General features: G+C 71.0%; 18 protein-coding genes and 1 tRNA gene. 15 read left to right on the plus strand and 4 right to left on the minus strand.

What is annotated here, in order from left to right; all coding sequences use genetic code 11:
• Nucleotides 1-83: 83 nt before the first annotated feature.
• Nucleotides 84-587, minus strand: a complete 504-nt coding sequence (locus ABH920_RS36720) for a tetratricopeptide repeat protein (protein WP_370353882.1) — start codon at nt 585-587, stop codon at nt 84-86.
• Nucleotides 588-696: 109 nt separating this feature from the next.
• Here ABH920_RS36720 and pgi point away from each other — a divergent pair, with 109 nt between their 5' ends.
• The 12 genes from pgi to rdgB all read left to right on the plus strand — a co-directional run bounded on the left by pgi (nt 697) and on the right by rdgB (nt 11,422).
• Entirely contained in the window at nt 697-2,334 is a 1,638-nt protein-coding gene (gene pgi, locus ABH920_RS36725) for a glucose-6-phosphate isomerase (protein WP_370353883.1), read from the plus strand.
• A 151-nt stretch (nt 2,335-2,485) separates the two neighbouring features.
• Nucleotides 2,486-2,584: a putative leader peptide gene (locus ABH920_RS36730; RefSeq protein ID WP_317623733.1), complete on the plus strand. Its 99-nt coding sequence runs from the start codon at nt 2,486-2,488 to the stop codon at nt 2,582-2,584.
• A 121-nt stretch (nt 2,585-2,705) separates the two neighbouring features.
• Nucleotides 2,706-2,978: a MoaD/ThiS family protein gene (locus ABH920_RS36735; RefSeq protein WP_370353884.1), complete on the plus strand. Its 273-nt coding sequence runs from the start codon at nt 2,706-2,708 to the stop codon at nt 2,976-2,978.
• Between the two features lie 36 nt (nt 2,979-3,014).
• A complete protein-coding gene (locus tag ABH920_RS36740; RefSeq protein WP_370353885.1) occupies nt 3,015-3,962 on the plus strand; it encodes a PLP-dependent cysteine synthase family protein in 948 nt (315 codons plus the stop codon).
• A 237-nt stretch (nt 3,963-4,199) separates the two neighbouring features.
• Nucleotides 4,200-5,369, plus strand: coding sequence for a hypothetical protein (locus ABH920_RS36745; protein WP_370353886.1), 1,170 nt, complete (start codon nt 4,200-4,202; stop codon nt 5,367-5,369).
• A 114-nt stretch (nt 5,370-5,483) separates the two neighbouring features.
• A complete protein-coding gene (locus ABH920_RS36750; RefSeq protein WP_370354004.1) occupies nt 5,484-6,452 on the plus strand; it encodes a 3-methyladenine DNA glycosylase in 969 nt (322 codons plus the stop codon).
• A gap of 507 nt (nt 6,453-6,959) precedes the next feature.
• Entirely contained in the window at nt 6,960-7,850 is an 891-nt protein-coding gene (gene murI / locus ABH920_RS36755; RefSeq protein ID WP_370353887.1) for a glutamate racemase, read from the plus strand.
• On the plus strand, nt 7,847-8,620 hold the full coding sequence (locus ABH920_RS36760) for an MBL fold metallo-hydrolase (protein WP_370353888.1): 774 nt from the start codon (nt 7,847-7,849) through the stop codon (nt 8,618-8,620). The genes murI and ABH920_RS36760 overlap by 4 nt, the downstream gene beginning before the upstream one ends.
• Before the next feature lie 43 nt (nt 8,621-8,663).
• Nucleotides 8,664-9,155: an indole-3-glycerol phosphate synthase gene (locus ABH920_RS36765; protein ID WP_370353889.1), complete on the plus strand. Its 492-nt coding sequence runs from the start codon at nt 8,664-8,666 to the stop codon at nt 9,153-9,155.
• Between the two features lie 173 nt (nt 9,156-9,328).
• The gene (rph, locus tag ABH920_RS36770; RefSeq protein ID WP_370353890.1) at nt 9,329-10,060 is read left to right on the plus strand and encodes a ribonuclease PH; all 732 of its coding nucleotides are present in this window, start codon (nt 9,329-9,331) and stop codon (nt 10,058-10,060) included.
• Nucleotides 10,061-10,140: 80 nt separating this feature from the next.
• Nucleotides 10,141-10,737, plus strand: a complete 597-nt coding sequence (locus tag ABH920_RS36775; protein ID WP_370353891.1) for a hypothetical protein — start codon at nt 10,141-10,143, stop codon at nt 10,735-10,737.
• Between the two features lie 67 nt (nt 10,738-10,804).
• A complete protein-coding gene (rdgB, locus tag ABH920_RS36780) occupies nt 10,805-11,422 on the plus strand; it encodes an RdgB/HAM1 family non-canonical purine NTP pyrophosphatase (protein ID WP_370353892.1) in 618 nt (205 codons plus the stop codon).
• An 81-nt stretch (nt 11,423-11,503) separates the two neighbouring features.
• Here rdgB and ABH920_RS36785 read toward each other — a convergent pair whose 3' ends face one another.
• From ABH920_RS36785 to bcp, 3 genes are all read right to left on the minus strand, one after another.
• Nucleotides 11,504-12,442, minus strand: a complete 939-nt coding sequence (locus ABH920_RS36785; RefSeq protein WP_370353893.1) for a DUF4190 domain-containing protein — start codon at nt 12,440-12,442, stop codon at nt 11,504-11,506.
• Between the two features lie 102 nt (nt 12,443-12,544).
• A tRNA-Leu gene (locus tag ABH920_RS36790) sits at nt 12,545-12,618 on the minus strand.
• 40 nt (nt 12,619-12,658) lie between these two features.
• Nucleotides 12,659-13,147: a thioredoxin-dependent thiol peroxidase gene (gene bcp / locus ABH920_RS36795; RefSeq protein WP_370354005.1), complete on the minus strand. Its 489-nt coding sequence runs from the start codon at nt 13,145-13,147 to the stop codon at nt 12,659-12,661.
• 142 nt (nt 13,148-13,289) lie between these two features.
• On the opposite strand from bcp, the gene ABH920_RS36800 reads away from it, so the two are divergent.
• From ABH920_RS36800 to ABH920_RS36810, 3 genes are all read left to right on the plus strand, one after another.
• A complete protein-coding gene (locus ABH920_RS36800; protein WP_370354006.1) occupies nt 13,290-13,592 on the plus strand; it encodes a co-chaperone GroES in 303 nt (100 codons plus the stop codon).
• A 70-nt stretch (nt 13,593-13,662) separates the two neighbouring features.
• Nucleotides 13,663-14,778: an AI-2E family transporter gene (locus ABH920_RS36805; RefSeq protein ID WP_370353894.1), complete on the plus strand. Its 1,116-nt coding sequence runs from the start codon at nt 13,663-13,665 to the stop codon at nt 14,776-14,778.
• 119 nt (nt 14,779-14,897) lie between these two features.
• A complete protein-coding gene (locus ABH920_RS36810) occupies nt 14,898-16,367 on the plus strand; it encodes an NAD(P)/FAD-dependent oxidoreductase (protein ID WP_370353895.1) in 1,470 nt (489 codons plus the stop codon).
• Nucleotides 16,368-16,394: the final 27 nt, after the last annotated feature.

The following is a 16,394-nucleotide window of genomic DNA, read 5'->3' on the forward strand; positions in this document are numbered from 1 at the left end:
AGGCACCAGGACGCCGGGGGTCGGCGTTGTTACAGGCCGTGCACAGTTTCGGCACAGGGTGTGCCGCGACCTGCGCGATCTTGCTACTCGACGGCGTCCAGGTCCTTCGCGTAGTGCTCGATGGCGCGGCGGTAGCGCTGGATGTCGGGGTCGCTGGTGGTCATCGCCAGCAGCAAAAGCAGGTTCCGTGTCGCCTCGTGGTGTTCGCCGACGTTGTAGAGCGCCATCGCGCAGAACGTCCGCAGGGCGTTGTCTTCGGGGAACTCCGCGAGCCCGCGCCGGAACGCCTCGACGGCCTCCGGATACCGGCCGAGTCCTCGCAGGGTGCTGCCGTACCCAAGCAGTGCCCCGCGCCGGTCGTCGCTCGACAGCCCCGCACCGGCGAGTGCGCGCTCGTAGAACGGCACCGCCTCGACCTCCAGTCCGAGCACGTCGTGGACCCACGCGGTCTGATAAGCGACCTCGGCGTCGGCAGGGAACTCGGTGCTCAGCGCGACCAGCAACTGCCGCGCCTGCTCGGGTTCCCCGGCGGTGCGCAGGGCCACCGCCTCGGCCAGGCGTGCATCGCGATTTCCGATCCTCGTCATACCGGAATCATCTCCTCGGTCCACGGCGTTCACCGCACTGGCCAGGCCACGCGCCCGGCGCGGCGATAGGGTTTTCACGCCGATACAGCACGTCGCTAGGAGGACGCCGATGACCGAGAAACTCACCGATCTGCCGCAGTGGAAGGCGCTGGAGGCGCACCACGCGGAGTTCGACCGGGTGAACCTGCGCGAGCTGTTCAAGACCGACCCGGGCCGCGCCGAGCGCTACTTCGCGCAGGCCGGGGACCTGTCGGTGGACTACTCCAAGCAGCTGGTCACCGACGAGACCCTGCGGCTGCTGCTGGACCTGGCGCGCGAGCGCGGGGTGTTCGAGCTGCGGGACCGGATGTTCCGCGGCGAGAAGATCAACCTCACCGAGGACCGCGCCGTGCTGCACGTCGCGCTGCGCGCCCCGGAAACCGAGCGCATCGAGGTCGACGGCGCCGACGTGGTGCCCGAGGTGCACGAGGTGCTGCACCGGATGGCGGCTTTCTCCGCCCGCGTGCGCGGCGGGGAGTGGACCGGCGCCACCGGCAAGCGCATCAAGACCGTCGTCAACATCGGCATCGGCGGCTCGGACCTGGGCCCGGCGATGGCCTACGAGGCGCTGAAGCCCTACAGCATGCGCGACATGCAGTTCCGCTTCGTCTCCAACGTCGACGGCGCCGACCTGTACGAGGCCACGCACGACCTGGACCCGGCCGAGACGCTGTTCATCGTCTCCTCCAAGACCTTCACCACGGTCGAGACCGTCACCAACGCCACCTCCGCGAAGAAGTGGCTCCTGGCCGGCCTCGGCAGCGACGAGTCCGCCGTCGCCAAGCACTTCGTCGCGGTGTCCACCAACGCCGAGGGTGTCGCCGCCTTCGGCATCGACACCGACAACATGTTCGGGTTCTGGGACTGGGTCGGCGGCCGCTACTCCTACGACTCGGCCATCGGCCTGTCGCTGATGATCGCCATCGGCCCGGAGCGCTTCGAGGAGATGCTCCAGGGCTTCCACACCATCGACGAGCACTTCCGCACCGCGCCGCCGGAGCAGAACCTGCCGCTGCTGCTGGGCCTGATCGGGGTCTGGTACCGCAACTTCTGGGACGCGCAGACGCTCGCCGTCCTGCCGTACTCGCACTACCTGTCGAAGTTCACCGCGTACCTGCAGCAGCTGGACATGGAGTCCAACGGCAAGTCGACGCGGCGCGACGGTGAGCCGGTGCAGTGGGAGACCGGCCCGGTCGTCTGGGGCACCCCGGGCACCAACGGCCAGCACGCCTACTACCAGCTGATCCACCAGGGCACCGCGCTGATCCCGGCCGATTTCATCGGCTTCGACCGGCCGATCGAGGGCACCGACCCGTTCGGGCAGCACGACGCGCTGATGGCGAACTTCTTCGCCCAGACCGAGGCCCTGGCCTTCGGCAAGACCCGCGAGCAGGTCGAGGCCGAGGGCGTGCCGGCCGCGCAGGTCCCGCACCGCACCTTCCGCGGCAACCACCCGACCACCACGGTCACCGCGCAGCGGCTGACCCCGGCGATCCTGGGCCAGCTGGTCGCGCTGTACGAGCACAAGGTGTTCGTCCAGGGCGCGGTCTGGGACATCGACTCCTTCGACCAGTGGGGCGTCGAACTCGGCAAGGTGCTGGCGAAGAAGATCGTGCCCGAGCTGTCCACGGACGCGCCGCTGGAGCACGACTCCTCGACCAACGCCGCGATCGAGCGCTACCGCGCCGACCGCGTGCCGGGCGCCTGAGCCGTTCGGCGGCGGTGACCGAAGCCGGGCGACGGGCCCGCCGACCCCTACCCGGGGCGTCGGCGGGCCCGTCGGTTTCTCCCGGTAGTGGGGTATCTCACCGCTCGGGAACAGGGGTCCACTGTCCGGCCGGGATGAATATCATGGAGGCATGCGTTCTCCCGGCATGGATCCGACGGTGCTGCTCGTCGCGCGCCGCCATGTCGACTTCGGCCGGCTGGCCAGCGCGCTGTGTCGCCGGGGCGCCTGAACCCGCGACCGCATCCGTTCCGCCAGGTCGGGCCGCCTCCGTCGCGCGCGACCTCCCCGCGGAGCCTCCCATACGCCCCGCTCGCCTGTTCCGCCCTGTTCCCCCGAGGAGATGACCGGCCATGTCCGTCAACGTGTCGATCCCGACCATCCTGCGCACCTACACCGACGGCGCCAAGCGCGTCGAGGCCGAGGGCAGCACCCTCGCCGCCCTGATCACCGACCTGGACGCCCGGCACCCCGGACTCGGCGACCGGCTGCTGGACGCCGGGCAGCTGCGCCGGTTCGTCAACGTGTACAAGAACGACGAGGACGTGCGCTTCCTCGGCGGCCTGGAGACCCCGCTGGTCGACGGCGACGCCGTCACCGTGCTGCCCGCCGTCGCCGGCGGCTGAGGCGCGGGACACGGGAAAAGCACGAGGGCGCCGACGATGCGCTACGACTCGCTCCTGGACTCCGTGGGCCACACCCCGCTGATCGGGCTGCCGCACCTCTCGCCGTCCCCCGAGGTGCGGCTGTGGGCCAAGCTGGAGGACCGCAACCCGACCGGCTCGGTCAAGGACCGCGTCGCCCTGGGGCTGATCGAGTCCGCCGAGAAGGAAGGGCGGCTGAAGCCCGGGGACACGATCCTGGAGCCGACTTCCGGCAACACCGGCATCGGCCTGGCGATGGTCGCCAAGCTCAAGGGCTACAAGCTGATCTGCGTCATGCCGGAGAACACTTCCGAGGAGCGCCGGCAGATCCTGCGCATGTACGGCGCCGAGATCATCTCCTCGAACGCCGCCGGCGGCTCCAACGAGGCGGTCCGGGTGGCCAAGGAACTGGCCGCCGAGCACCCCGACTGGGTCATGCCCTACCAGTACGGCAACCCGGCCAACGCCCTGGCGCACTACCACGGCACCGGCCCGGAGCTGCTGGCCGACCTGCCCACGATCACGCACTTCGTGGCGGGCCTGGGCACCACCGGCACGTTGATGGGCGTCGGCCGCTACCTGCGCGAGCAGAAGCCGGACGTGCAGATCGTCGCCGCCGAGCCGCGCTACGACGAGCTGATCTACGGCCTGCGCAACCTCGACGAGGGCTTCGTCCCGGAGCTGTACGACGAGTCGGTGCTGACCACCCGCTTCTCGGTCGGCGCGCACGACGCGCTGCGCCGCACCCGGGAGCTGCTGGCGGCCGAGGGCATCTTCGCGGGCATCTCCACCGGCTGCGCGCTGCACGCGGCGCTCGGCATCGCGCGCAAGGCCGTCGAGGCGGGGGAGGGCGCGGAGATCGCGTTCATCGTCGCCGACGGCGGGTGGAAGTACCTGTCCACCGGCGCTTACGAGGGCACGCTCGACGAGGCCGAGGACCGGATCGAGGGGCAGCTCTGGGCTTGATGAACAGCTGGGCTTGACGAACAGCTGGGTCTGCGAAGTGCTGGGCCTGATGAGTTCGAGGTGGCGGCTGCGACGGCTTTTCGGCCGTCGCCGCCGCTTTCTCGTCCCGTCCGCTCGCTCCGCGTGATCGACTTCCCTGATCAGCGATCTTGCCCCGACCCCCGGCGACGGCTCTGATCTGCGGCAAAGCTAAGATTCCCCCGCTCTTCAGCTTTCACGATCAAGGGTGGGAAACACATGCCCCGCAAGCAGATATGGTCCGGCGCCGTGCTGGCGGCCGTGGCCGCGTCCTCGCTCACCGGTTGCTCCCTGCAGGCGTCGGACGGCACGCCGCAGTCCTTCGCGCAGCTGTCCTCGCTCAGCGCCAAGGACGCGATCCAGGCCGCGACCCGCGCCGTCACCGCGCACCCGAGCGCGAAGGTGCACACGGTGCTGGTGGCGCCGACCGCCACGGAGACCGACGACGTGGTGGCGACGTTCGACGAGCACCCGACGCTGCAGGGCACGATGGCGATGAGCTCCGGCGACCCGAGCGCGCAGCCGCAGGCCCTCCCGATGCGCTTCGCCGACGACGTGATGTACGTGCAGATGGGCAACGACCCGCTGCTGGCCGCGCAGATGAACGGCAAGCAGTGGATGAAGATGGACCTGCAGGCCATGGCGGCCGACCCGAACACCGCCAACTTCGGCGCCGACGTGCTGGAGAACACCTCCCCGACCAAGGGCCTGACCCTGCTGGCGGCCGCGCAGGACCTGCACGCCGTCGGCACCGAGCAGCGCGGCGGCGTGCAGACGGTGCACTACTCCGGCGCGGTGAGCGGCGCGGACGCCACCGACCCGAACATCGCCGGCCGCACCGGCCTCACCCAGGACCAGGCCGACGTGGTCGGCAACGCCCTGGGCCAGGGCGTGGTGACGAAGCTGGCGTACGACGTGTGGCTGCGGGCCGACGGGCTGCCGGTCGCGATGACGTTCACCGAGAGCACGTCGATCGGCTCGATGACCGGGGAGATCGACTACAGCGACTGGGGCACGAAGGTGACGGTGACGCCGATCCCGGACAGCCAGAGCGCGGACTTCGTCGCGATCATGAAGCAGGAGGAGGCCGCGTCGCAGGCTTCGCAGGACGGGAGCGGGACGCCGAGTGCCCCGGCCAGCTCGGACGGGTCGGGGCCGTCTGGTGCGCCGAGCAGCCCGAGCACGCCGAGCACGCCGGGTACGCCGAGCGCTCCGGGCACGCCGAGCAGCCCGACGACGCCGAGCGCGCCGACCACCCCGGGTACGCCCAGCGTGCCGAACACTCCGAGCGTGCCGAGCACCCCAGCGCCGACCGGCACGTCGAGCACCGCCCCCGCCTCGCCGACGTCGACCGGCGCGTCGAGCAGCGCTTCCTCCTCGGCGGCCTAGTCGCCGAGGAGCCGCTGGGCCGAGCTGCGAAACGCAGCTCGGCCCCCATCGCTGGTTCAGCCCGCATCGCGATTCGGCCCCGCCCACCGCACCAGGTACCGTCGAAGCGTGAGCGTGGACCAGGCCGAGCAGCACATCACCCCCCTCGTCCTCCCCGAATCCGTCTGGCGGGCCCGCGAAGCCGAGCACCACACCCGCGTCGCCGCCTGGACCGAGCCCCACCTGCGCCGCCGCGCCGACAACGAGGCGCACCCGGTGATGGACTTCCTGTTCACGTACTACTCGCACCGCCCCGCGCGCCTCCTGCGCTGGCACCCCGGCATCGGCGTGACCCTGTCCGGCGACGCTGCGCGCGAGCGCCTGTCCTGGCGCGGCTACACCGAGACCCCCGACGGCGTCACCCTGGACCCGGCCGAGTTCACCGAAGCCCGCCGCCGCACCGCGGAGTTCATCCGTGCGCTCCTCACCGCGACGGCCGGCCGCGAACCCCGCCTGGCCTGCTTCGGCCTCCATGAGTGGGCCATGGTCTACCGCCTCGAACCCGAGCAGATCCGGCACTCGGCCCGCCGCCTCCGCCTCGGCTCCGAGGGCACCGACGAGGTCGTCGAAACCCAGAACATCCGCTGCTCGCACTACGACGCCTACCGCTTCTTCACCCCCGAAGCCGAACCGCTCAACACCCTGCGCCCGACCCGCGAGGAGCAGATCGCCAACGAGCAGCCCGGCTGCCTCCACGCCGGCATGGACATCTACAAGTGGGCCTACAAACTGGACCCCTTCGTGCCCTCAGAGCTGATCGCCGACTGCTTCGCCCTCGCCGCCGAGATCCGCGAAATGGACATGCGCGCCAGCCCCTACGACCTCACCGAACTCGGCCACACCCCGATCACCATCGAAACCCCCGCCGGCCGCGCCGAGTACGCCGCGATGCAGGCGGAGTTCGCCCGCCGAGGTGCCCCACTCCGCCGCCGCCTGATCGAGGTCTGCGACGCGCTGCTCGCCTGGCCCGCGCCCGCCGAGGCCGCTGTTTCTGCCGCAGCTTCGACCGCCGCCGCAGCTATCGCGCCAGCCGCCTCGGCCTAGACCGCGCCAGCCGAGGCCGCCGCTTCTGCCGCAGCTCCGGCCGCCGGCGCAGCTATCGCGCCAGCCGCCTCGGCCTAGACCGCGCCCGCTGCCTCCTTCGCGCCTGCTGGTGCTCTCATCGGATCCGGCACCTTCGCCGCGCTTGCCGCCGCCACATTCGCTGGCCCGGCCGCGTTTGCTTCTGCTTCCGCCTTGGCTAGGGCTGCCACTGCTCTCATCGGATCCGGCACCTCCGCCGCGACAGCTCTTGCTTTTGCCTCCGCTCTGACCGCGCCTGCTTCTGTCCGGCACCCTTGCCACCGCGCCCGCCGCCACCTCCCCGGCAGCCCCCTCCCGGCCTGCCCACCGCTGCAAATTTCCGCGCCCCCACCACCCACCCCGCTCCCGCCCCACCCGCGCTCCGTCGCACGTCAACCGCCCCGTGACCAAAACCACCGCTGAGACAGTGGCCACATCCGCCATCCCAATCGCGGACGCTCTGCGCGGGGAGCCGTACTCTTTTCCCTCATGGCCGCACCACCGCCTCCGTTCATCGACCCGGCATCCCGGGACGCGCCCATCGGCATCTTCGACTCCGGCTTCGGCGGGCTGACCGTCGTCCGCGCGTTGCTGGACCAGTTGCCGCACGAGGCCGTCAGCTACTTCGGCGACACCGCGCGCCAGCCCTATGGGCCGCGCCCCATCGCGCAGGTGCGTGCTTATGCCCTGGAGTGCATGGACAAGCTCGTCGAGTCCGGGGTGAAGATGCTCGTCATCGCGTGCAACTCGGCTTCCGGGGCGGTGTTGCGGGATGCCCGCGAGCGGTACGAGATCCCGGTGGTGGAGGTGATCCGGCCCGCTGTGCGGCTGGCCGTGGCCGCCACCCGGAACCAGCACGTCGGGGTGATCAGTACCCGCTCCACTCGGCGCTCGATGGCGTATGTCGACGCCTTCGCCGCCGCGCCGCAGATCCAGCTCACCACGCAGGAGTGCCCGCGCTTCGTGGAGTTCGTGGAGGCGGGGGAGACCGCGGGGGAGGAGCTGCTGAAGGTCGCGCACGAGTACCTCGACCCGGTCGCGGCGGCCGGCGTCGACACCCTCATCCTGGGCTGCACCCACTATCCGCTGCTCACCGGCGTCATCTCCTACGTCATGGGGGACGACGTCATCCTGATCAACAGCGCCGAGGAGACCGCCAAGGACGTCTACCGCGTCCTGGCCGAGAACGCCTTGATGCGCCCCGGCGACCTTCCCGAGCCCGTGCACACCTTCACCACCACCGGCGACCCGGACCAGTTCCTGCAGATCGGGCAGCGCTTCCTCGGACCCGAGATCGGCCACGTCCACCAGGGCCTGCTCCCGGCCGCGCCGCAAGACGCCACCGAACCTCGATATGCCACAGTTGCGGAGTCCTCATGAAGCTCACCGTGATCGGTTCCTCCGGGTCCTTCGGAGGCCCCGGCAACCCGTGTTCGAGCTACCTGGTCGAGCACGAGGGCCACCGGATCCTGCTCGACTTCGGCAACGGCGCGCTCGGCGAGCTGCAGCGGTACGGCGACGTCTACGACCTGCAGGCCGTGATCCTGTCGCACCTGCACGCCGACCACTGCGTCGACATGTGCGGGTACTACGTCGCGCGCAAATACCGGCCCGGCGGCGTGCCGCTGCCGCTGCTGCCGGTGTGGGGCCCGTCCGGGACCCGGGAGCGGATCGCCAAGGCCTACGACACCGACGACGCCGAGTGCGAGTCGGTCTTCGACTTCCGCAACGTGCTGGAGGGCGCCCCCGAGGGCGCGACCGGGAACAGCTTCGAGACCGGGCCCTTCACCGTCCGCGTGACCCGCGTCGACCACCCGGTGGAGGCCTACGCGATCCGCCTGGAGGCGGCCGGCCGCACCCTGGTCTACTCCGGCGACACCGGACCCTGCGAGGCCCTGGACCACCTGGCCAAGGGTGCCGACCTGCTGCTGGCCGAGGCCTCGTTCCAGGAGCCGCGCGACGACGGCCTGGTGGGCCTGCACCTCAACGGCCGCGAGGCCGGCGAGAGCGCGACGGCCGGCGGCGTCGGGCGCCTGGTGCTGACCCACATCCCGCCGTGGACCGACGCCGAGCTCAACCTCACCGCCGCCCGGGCCGCCTACGAGGGACCGGTGAATCTGGCCACGCCCGGCGCGGTGTTCCAGATCTGAGACCATGATGGGACCAACAGCAGCACCGGAAAGGACCCCGACCGTGCCGACCACCATGCTCATCGTCGAGAAGACGATCAACCAGCACGACCTGGAGTACGTCGTCGGCCTGCACGCCGACAACGTCGAGGAGGGCATGGCCGCCGAGAACTACATCGTCGTGGTCCCGGTCGGCAAGGAGAACGGCAAGGTCCTGGCCACCCTCGACGACCTGGCCCTGGGCAACTTCAAGGGCGCCGAGGAGGACTCGCACGACGAACCGCTGAACGAGGCCGTGGTCGCCGCCCGCGCGGTGATGACCGCGACCGTCGAGGCCTTCCAGAACGCCGGCAAGCAGGCCACCGGCGAGCTGCTGGCCGGGCCGCCGGTCGAGGGTCTGAAGCAGATCGCGGCCAAGTACGTCGTCGACGAGATCATCGTGCTGACCGTGCCGCACCTGGTCGAGGAATTCTTCCACCGGGACCTGGCCTCCCGGCTGCGCAAGGCCACTGACCTGCCGACGCTGCGGCTGCTGGCGCACGTCCAGCTCGACTAGCTCGACCAGCTCCACCAGCTCGACCAGCCAGGCCGGCCCGGCCGCTCCGGCGCGCACCGGCGAGTATCGAAGCTGCTCAACGCCACGCCGCCACGACGCCGACCCCACCCCCGCCAGCCGCGCGCCCCGCACCGCCGGCCACGCCCGCCCCGGGGGTGGGCTAGGGTCTACACATGTCAGCAGCACGCGTCGACGGCCGCAAAGTAGGCCAGCTCCGTCCGGTCACCCTGACCCGCAAGTGGTCGATCCATCCCGAGGGCAGCGTCCTCGTCGAGTTCGGCCAGACCAAGGTGCTGTGCACCGCCAGCGTCACCGAAGGCGTCCCGCGCTGGCTGCGCGGCAGCGGCAAGGGCTGGGTCACCGCCGAGTACGCGATGCTGCCCCGGGCCACCAACACCCGCGGCGACCGCGAGTCGGTCAAGGGCAAGGTCGGCGGGCGCACCCAGGAGATCTCCCGGCTCATCGGGCGCGCGCTGCGCGCCGTGGTGGACACCAAGGCGCTGGGCGAGAACACCATCATCGTGGACTGCGACGTGCTGCAGGCCGACGGCGGTACCCGGACCGCGGCCATCACCGGCGCCTACGTGGCGCTGCAGGACGCGGTCACGTGGATGCGCGACAAGAAGATGATCAAGGCCACCAGGGAGCCGCTGACCGGCTCGGTGTCCGCGGTCAGCGTCGGCATCATCGACGGCGTGCCGATGCTCGACCTCTGCTACGAGGAGGACGTCCGCGCCGAGACCGACATGAACGTCGTGTGCACGGCCGACGGCAAGTTCGTCGAGGTCCAGGGCACCGCCGAGGGCGCCCCCTTCGACCGCGCCGAGCTGGACGCGCTGCTCGACCTGGCCGCGGCCGGCTGCCGCGAGCTGGCTTCACACCAGGTCAAGTCCCTGCTGAGCTGAATCCGGGTCACCACCTCCTATATTGTTCGGCAGCCCCGCGCGAGCCGGGGCTCCGAACGTCTTCCACAGGGGGGTGGGCCATGACCGTGCGGCTGCGCGCGAGCGTGATACCGGGACTGGCAGCGAGCGCGAGCGTGCTGACGCTGGCGCTGGCGGGGTGCGCTTCACAGGGCACGATCGGGACGAGCGCGGCGGGGGCCGCGGGCGGTCCGCTGCCCGGGGCCGCGAGCTCGACTCCGGCGGGCGACACCTCCGCGACCGGCACCACCGGCGCCCCCTCCTCAGCCGGCACCGACTCCTCGGCGCCCTCCGCCCCGGCCAGCTCCGCCCCGGCCGCGCCGAGCTCGCAGGACCCCTCGGCCCTGGCCTCGTCGCTGAAGACGCTCAACACCCTGTGGACCGACCCCGGCTGCAAGACCGCGCTGGCCGGCTTCAGCGCCTACCTCTACGCGCAGGAGCAGGGCCCGGCGCAGGGCATCGCGGCGATCCCCGGTGCACTCCCGAAGATCCGCGCCGGAGCCCAGCAGACCAAGAAGCCCGCCGCGACCCAGCCGATCACCAAGCTGGCCACCGATCTGCAGGCGATGTACAGCCAGGCGCAGCAGGGCAAGACGCCGGACAAGGGCCCGGTGAAGCAGGACTTCCAGATCATGGGCAACATCTGCTCGCAGCCGTGAGGGCAAGCGCGGCCCAGCGCGCCCGAGCCGACCGCGGCGCCCCAGACCTACACCTAGACTGGCGCCCATGCGCCAGATCGTCCTCGCCACCCGCAACGCCAAGAAGATCACCGAGCTGGAGCGGATCCTGCTCGCCGCCGGCCTGACCGACGTCGAACTCGCCGGCCCCGAGACCTACGCGGCTCTGCCGGAGATCCCCGAGACCGGCCTGACCTTCGCCGAGAACGCGCTGATCAAGGCGCGCGCGGTGGCCGCCGCCACCGGTCTGCCCGCCGTCGCCGACGACTCGGGGCTGTGCGTGGAGGCGCTGAACGGCATGCCCGGCGTGCTGTCCGCGCGCTGGTCCGGCCGCTTCGGCGACCTGCCGTCCGGCCCCGGCCGCGACGTGGCGAACCTGCAGCTGGTCCTGGACCAGGTCGCGGACGTCCCCGACGAGGCGCTGGGCGCCAACTTCACCTGCGCGGCAGCTCTGGTGCAGCCGGACGGCACCGAGCATGTGGTCGAGGGGATCGTCACCGGGCACCTGATCCGCGCCCCGCGCGGCGACGGCGGCTTCGGCTACGACCCGATCTTCGTGCCGGAGGGCGAGACGCGCACCACCGCCGAGCTCAGCCCTCAGGAGAAGGACGCGATCAGCCACCGCGGACGGGCTTTCCGCGCGCTGGTGCCGCTGCTGAAGGGCTGACGGTCTGAAGGACTGACACACCGAAAAGCCCGCCGCCGACCGTATCCCGGTCGGCAGCGGGCTTCTGCGTTCCCGCGAGGGCTACTTCCCGTACGTGCAGAGGTGGTCCATCTGCTGCAGGTCCGACTGGAGCTTGGTCTGGTCGCCGCTCCCGGCGGCGATCGCGGCGTAGTCGTCGTGCACGGCCTGCACCGTCGAGCGCACGTCGCTGCGCTTGGCGTCGTTCGCGGCCGTCGCCAGGTCGCTGATGAGCGTGGTGAGGTCGTTCTGGACCGCGTTCTGGTCGCCCTTGTTGGAGTCGGCCTCGATCTGCTTCGACTGCTCCAGCACCGCCGTCTTCCCGCGCGTGCAGCCCGGGTCCAGCACCGAGGGCTTCGAGGCGATCACGCCTCCCAGGATCCCGGCCCCGGCGGTCACCAGGATGGACAGCACCAGCGCCGTGATGGCCAGGCCGCGGCCGCGCGCCTTGCCCTTGGCGGTCTTCACCATCCCGATGATGCTCAGCACCAGGCCGGCCAGCGGGACCCAGAACAGGCACAGCGCCACGATCGCGACCGCGCTGGTCGCCGTGGGGCGCGGCGGAGGATATCCGTAGCCGTACAGCGGCGGCATCGGCCCCGGCCCCGGCCCCGGTATTCCGCCCGGCCCTGGCATCGGCCCCGGCGCGCCGTTCGGACCGCCGAATCCGCCCGGACCGCCGGGCCCGGCCGGACCGCCGAACCCACCTGGAGCACCCGGAGCACCCGGAGCACCCGTCCCGAACTGCGGCCCCGGCGCTCCCGGAGCCCCGGCCATCCCGCCCTGCCCGTGCTCGGCCGGCGCGTACTGCGCACCCGGCCCCGGCTGCCCCTCGCCGATCGCCGGCGCGGTCTCCGTCGGGTAGCTCTGCTCGGGCAGCGCCGGGTACCCCTGGCCCGGAGCACCGGCCGCCCCGAACTGGCCCGGCAGCGGTGCCTGTCCGGGCGGAGCGGGCGGGCCGTCGTATCCGAACGGGTTGGGTTCGTTGGTCGGTGTGCTCACGGTCGCGCATCCCCCAGGCTTCGTCGCGTCGATCTTCAACCGTCGCCGGGGAGCCTAGCGGCCGGCAGCCGGACGGCGGCCGACATGAACAAGATTTTGGAGTGGGGCCGACGAGATTTGAACTCGCACTGTAACGGACCTAAACCGTTTGCCTCCTGCCATTGGGCTACGGCCCCACCGCAGGCTATCGCGTCGGCGACCCGAGCCGCACGCGACCTACTTGTCCAGCCCCAGATCCCGCCGCAGCTTCGCCACGTGCCCGGTGGCCTTCACGTTGTACTGCGCCACGTCCACCTTCGCGACGCCCTTCTTGTCCACGTCCAGCACGAACGTGGAGCGGATGACGCCGACCACGGTCTTGCCGTACAGCTTCTTCTCGCCGAACGCGCCGTACTCCTCCAGCACCGCCTTGTCCGGGTCGGACAGCAGCGGGAAGGTCAGCGCGTCGCGCTCCCGGAACTTCGCCAGCTTCTCCGGCTTGTCCGGGGACAGGCCCAGGACCGCGAAGCCCTCCTTCTGGAAGGACGCGATGTTGTCGCGGAAGTCGCAGGCCTGCTTCGTGCAGCCCGGGGTCATCGCGGCCGGGTACACGTACAGGATCACCTTGCGGCCGGCGAAGTCGGCCAGGCTCACGGACGCACCGTGGTCGTCGGTCAGGGTGAAGGCGGGGGCGGTGTCTCCGGAGTTGAGTTTCACGCGTCCCAGGCTAGCTCTCCGCGCCCTGGTCCACCTGCCGCGAGCCGCGTGCCGCCGAACCGCCGGCGCTCGTTTCTTCCCCGCGCGCCCGACCGCGCGCTCTTGCGATAGCGTCACAAGCGTGAGTTCAGGAGAGAAGCTTCCGATCCGGATGCTGCACGACCGCGTGCTGGTGCGCGAGGACCCCGAAGCCGGGGACCGGCGCTCGTCCGGGGGCATCCTCATCCCCGCGACCGCGCGCATCGGCAACCGCCTGGCCTGGGCGGAGGTCGTGGCGATCGGCGCGAACGTGCGCACGATCCAGGTCGGCGACCGGGTGCTCTACGATCCCGCCGACCGCGGCGAGGTCGAGGTGCGCGGGACGGACTACGTCCTGCTCCGGGAGCGCGACGTGCACGCCGTGGCGGCCGAGCGGCTCGCCGAGGGCGAAGGCGAACCCGGCCTGTACCTCTGATCTCAGCCCTGAGTTCGCCGGCCACCGACTGGTTACCCGTAGACCACCCGCGTCCCCTAAGGTCGTGGGCATGGCTGGTGACCAGGCGACCTCGACGCGCGCCCCGCACTCCGAGCCGTCGAGGGCGACCTCCGACGATCCGCCGTCGCTGTCCGCGATGCCCGCGGGCGGCTGGTTCGCCTTCGCCTTCTGGCTCGCCGCCGGCGGCATCACCGCCTACGCCCTGGTGCACGTCGTCTCGGGCCTGGGCAGCCTGCTGTCGATCCTGATGCTCGCGGTGTTCTTCGCCACCGCGCTGGACCCGATGGTGACCGCGCTGGTGAACCGCGGGCTGCGCCGCGGCCTGGCGGTCTTCATCGTCGCGCTGGGCGTGCTGGCGCTGTTCGCCGGGTTCGTGGCGGTGATCTTCCCGCCCATCGACCGCGAGGTCAACTCCCTGATCAACGCCATCCCCGGCTACCTGAACGACCTGCGCAACAAGTCGACGTACCTGGGCAAGCTGGAGAACAAGTACCACCTGATCGAGAAGGTCAAGTCCTGGATCAACGCCAACAAGGCCGGGACCCTGGACCTCAACGGCATCCTGGGCGCCGGCAAGGCCGTGTTCTCGCTGCTCACCGGCACCCTGGCCGGGATCGCGCTGACCTTCTACTTCGTGGCGAACATGCCTGGCATCAAGAACTTCGCCTACCACCTGGTGCCGGTCCGCCGCCGGCCGCGGGTGTCCGAGCTCTCCGACCGGATCCTGGCACAGGTCGGCAAGTACGTGATCGGTCAGATGATCATCGCCTCCATCGGCGGGTTCTTCACCTGGATCTGGGCGATGGCGTGGTCGATCCCTTATCCGGCCGCGCTCGGCCTGGTGGTCGCGCTGTTCGGGCTGGTGCCGGTGGTCGGCTCCTCGATCGGCGGCGCGGTGGTGACGCTGGTGGCGCTGACCGTCTCGCTGAACGTGGCGATCTTCACCCTGGCCTACTACGTGGCCGCGCGCCTGGCCGAGGACTACCTGGTCGCGCCCCGGGTGAACCGGCGCACGGTGGACGTGCACCCGATGGTCACGATCGTCGCCGTGCTGATCGGCGCCGCGCTGTTCGGCATCGTCGGGGCCCTGGTCGCGATCCCGGCGGCGGTGGCGATCCGGCTCATCGCCACCGAAGTGCTTCTGCCGCGCATCGACGAGATGTGATACACCCCCCGGATACGGCATGATCTCCCCTATCGGGTGAGACCCGAGACGCAGCATGCGCGGCGCGTTCCGGGAATGGGGTGGGACTACTACTGTGGGCGTTCTGATGGATACCAGCGATGACCGGTAGGGCTGATCTCGTCGTGCTCGGCGCGGGTCCCGCGGGCCTGGCCGCCGCGTGGCGCGCCGCTCGCCGCGGCCTGTCCGTGGACGTGTTGGAGCGGGCCGAGACCGTGGGCGGGATGGCGGCGTCGTTCGACGTCGCCGGGTTCCGCGTGGACTTCGGCAGCCACCGGCTGAACCCGGACCTGCCGGAGCACATCCTCGCCGATCTCAGAGCCCTGATGGGCTCGGATCTGCAGACCCGCTATCGCAACGGCCGGCTGCTGGTCGGGGACCGCTGGGTGACCTACCCGTTCAAGCCGCGGGAGCTGGCCAAGTCGATGCCGGCGGTGCCGATGGCCCGGGCCGCCTTCGACGCGCTGGCCACCACCTGGCGCGGCAAGAAGCAGATCGCGGCGGCCGAGTCCTACGCGGAGCTGATGCGGGCCGGCTTCGGGCCGACGATGTACAAGCAGGTCTACGAGCCCTATGCCGCCAAGCTCTGGGGCGTGGCCGGCGAGGACATCGACATCGACCAGGCCCGGCGCAAGGCGGGCTCGCAGACGATGTTGAGCGCGCTGGTGCGCAGCGTCCGCAACTCCATCGCCAGCGAGTCGCTGGCGTACCTGTACCCGCGCCGCGGCTTCGGCCAGCTCTGCGAATCCCTCGCCGACGCGGCGATGGAGGCCGGCGCGCGCATCCGGCTGGGCGCCGCGGCCGAGCACCTGGCGGTGGACGGCGACGGGGTCAGCGTGACCCTGGCCCGCTCGGAGTTCCACGGTTCGGCGGCCGAGCGCGGCGGCTGGTCCGGGGAGCAGCACTGGGCCGAGGGCGGCTCGGACATCAGGGCCGGCCACGTCTTCTCGACCATCCCGGTGCCGCTGCTGGCCCGGCTGACCTCGCCGGGCGCGCCGTACGAGGCCGTGGAGGCCAGCGGCAAGCTGAAGTTCCGGGCGATCCTGCTGGTCTACGCGGTCCACGCCGGCGGCCGCTGGACCGGCTGCGACGTGCACTACATCCCGGACGGCGACACCCCGGTCACGCGCATCTCCGAGCCCGCGAACCACCGCTTCTCGCCGGACGACCCGACCGAGCGGTCCGTGCTCTGCTTCGAGATCCCCTGCGACATAGGGGACGATCTGTGGGCCGCGGACGAGGACCAGCTCGCGAACCTGATCCGGGAGACGGTGCGCCGCCTGGGCCTGCCGCAGCTGAACCTGGAGTGGGTGCAGGTCAAGCGGATGCGCCAGGTGTACCCGATCTATCACAAGGGCTACCGCGAGGCGCTGGCCGACCTGGAGGGCTGGGTCGAGTCGCTGCCGCACGTCACCACGTTCGGCCGGCTGGGCCTGTTCACGCCGGACAACACGCACCACGCGCTGATGATGGGCTACGAAGCCGCGGACGCCCTCGGCAACGGAGAGTGGGACGCGCGGATGTGGGCCGAGGCCCGGGACCGGTTCGCGCAGCACGTCGTCGAGAGCTGAGCTGAATTCGTTACTTGTCGTTGTGAC

Origin of the sequence: Catenulispora sp. EB89 (assembly GCF_041261445.1) — a bacterium.
Lineage (GTDB): Bacteria > Actinomycetota > Actinomycetes > Streptomycetales > Catenulisporaceae > Catenulispora.

Excerpts from the sequence above, each read along its gene's own strand:
- pgi (WP_370353883.1), top strand. The coding sequence starts at position 697 with ATGACCGAGAAACTCACCGATCTGCCGCAGTGGAAGGCGCTGGAGGCG.
- ABH920_RS36760 (WP_370353888.1), top strand. The coding sequence starts at position 7,847 with ATGAAGCTCACCGTGATCGGTTCCTCCGGGTCCTTCGGAGGCCCCGGC.
- ABH920_RS36735 (WP_370353884.1), top strand. The coding sequence starts at position 2,706 with ATGTCCGTCAACGTGTCGATCCCGACCATCCTGCGCACCTACACCGAC.
- ABH920_RS36720 (WP_370353882.1), bottom strand. The coding sequence starts at position 587 with ATGACGAGGATCGGAAATCGCGATGCACGCCTGGCCGAGGCGGTGGCC.
- ABH920_RS36745 (WP_370353886.1), top strand. The coding sequence starts at position 4,200 with ATGCCCCGCAAGCAGATATGGTCCGGCGCCGTGCTGGCGGCCGTGGCC.
- ABH920_RS36730 (WP_317623733.1), top strand. The coding sequence starts at position 2,486 with ATGCGTTCTCCCGGCATGGATCCGACGGTGCTGCTCGTCGCGCGCCGC.
- ABH920_RS36775 (WP_370353891.1), top strand. The coding sequence starts at position 10,141 with ATGACCGTGCGGCTGCGCGCGAGCGTGATACCGGGACTGGCAGCGAGC.
- murI (WP_370353887.1), top strand. The coding sequence starts at position 6,960 with ATGGCCGCACCACCGCCTCCGTTCATCGACCCGGCATCCCGGGACGCG.
- rdgB (WP_370353892.1), top strand. The coding sequence starts at position 10,805 with ATGCGCCAGATCGTCCTCGCCACCCGCAACGCCAAGAAGATCACCGAG.
- ABH920_RS36810 (WP_370353895.1), top strand. The coding sequence starts at position 14,898 with ATGACCGGTAGGGCTGATCTCGTCGTGCTCGGCGCGGGTCCCGCGGGC.
- rph (WP_370353890.1), top strand. The coding sequence starts at position 9,329 with ATGTCAGCAGCACGCGTCGACGGCCGCAAAGTAGGCCAGCTCCGTCCG.
- ABH920_RS36800 (WP_370354006.1), top strand. The coding sequence starts at position 13,290 with ATGCTGCACGACCGCGTGCTGGTGCGCGAGGACCCCGAAGCCGGGGAC.
- ABH920_RS36805 (WP_370353894.1), top strand. The coding sequence starts at position 13,663 with ATGGCTGGTGACCAGGCGACCTCGACGCGCGCCCCGCACTCCGAGCCG.
- ABH920_RS36740 (WP_370353885.1), top strand. The coding sequence starts at position 3,015 with ATGCGCTACGACTCGCTCCTGGACTCCGTGGGCCACACCCCGCTGATC.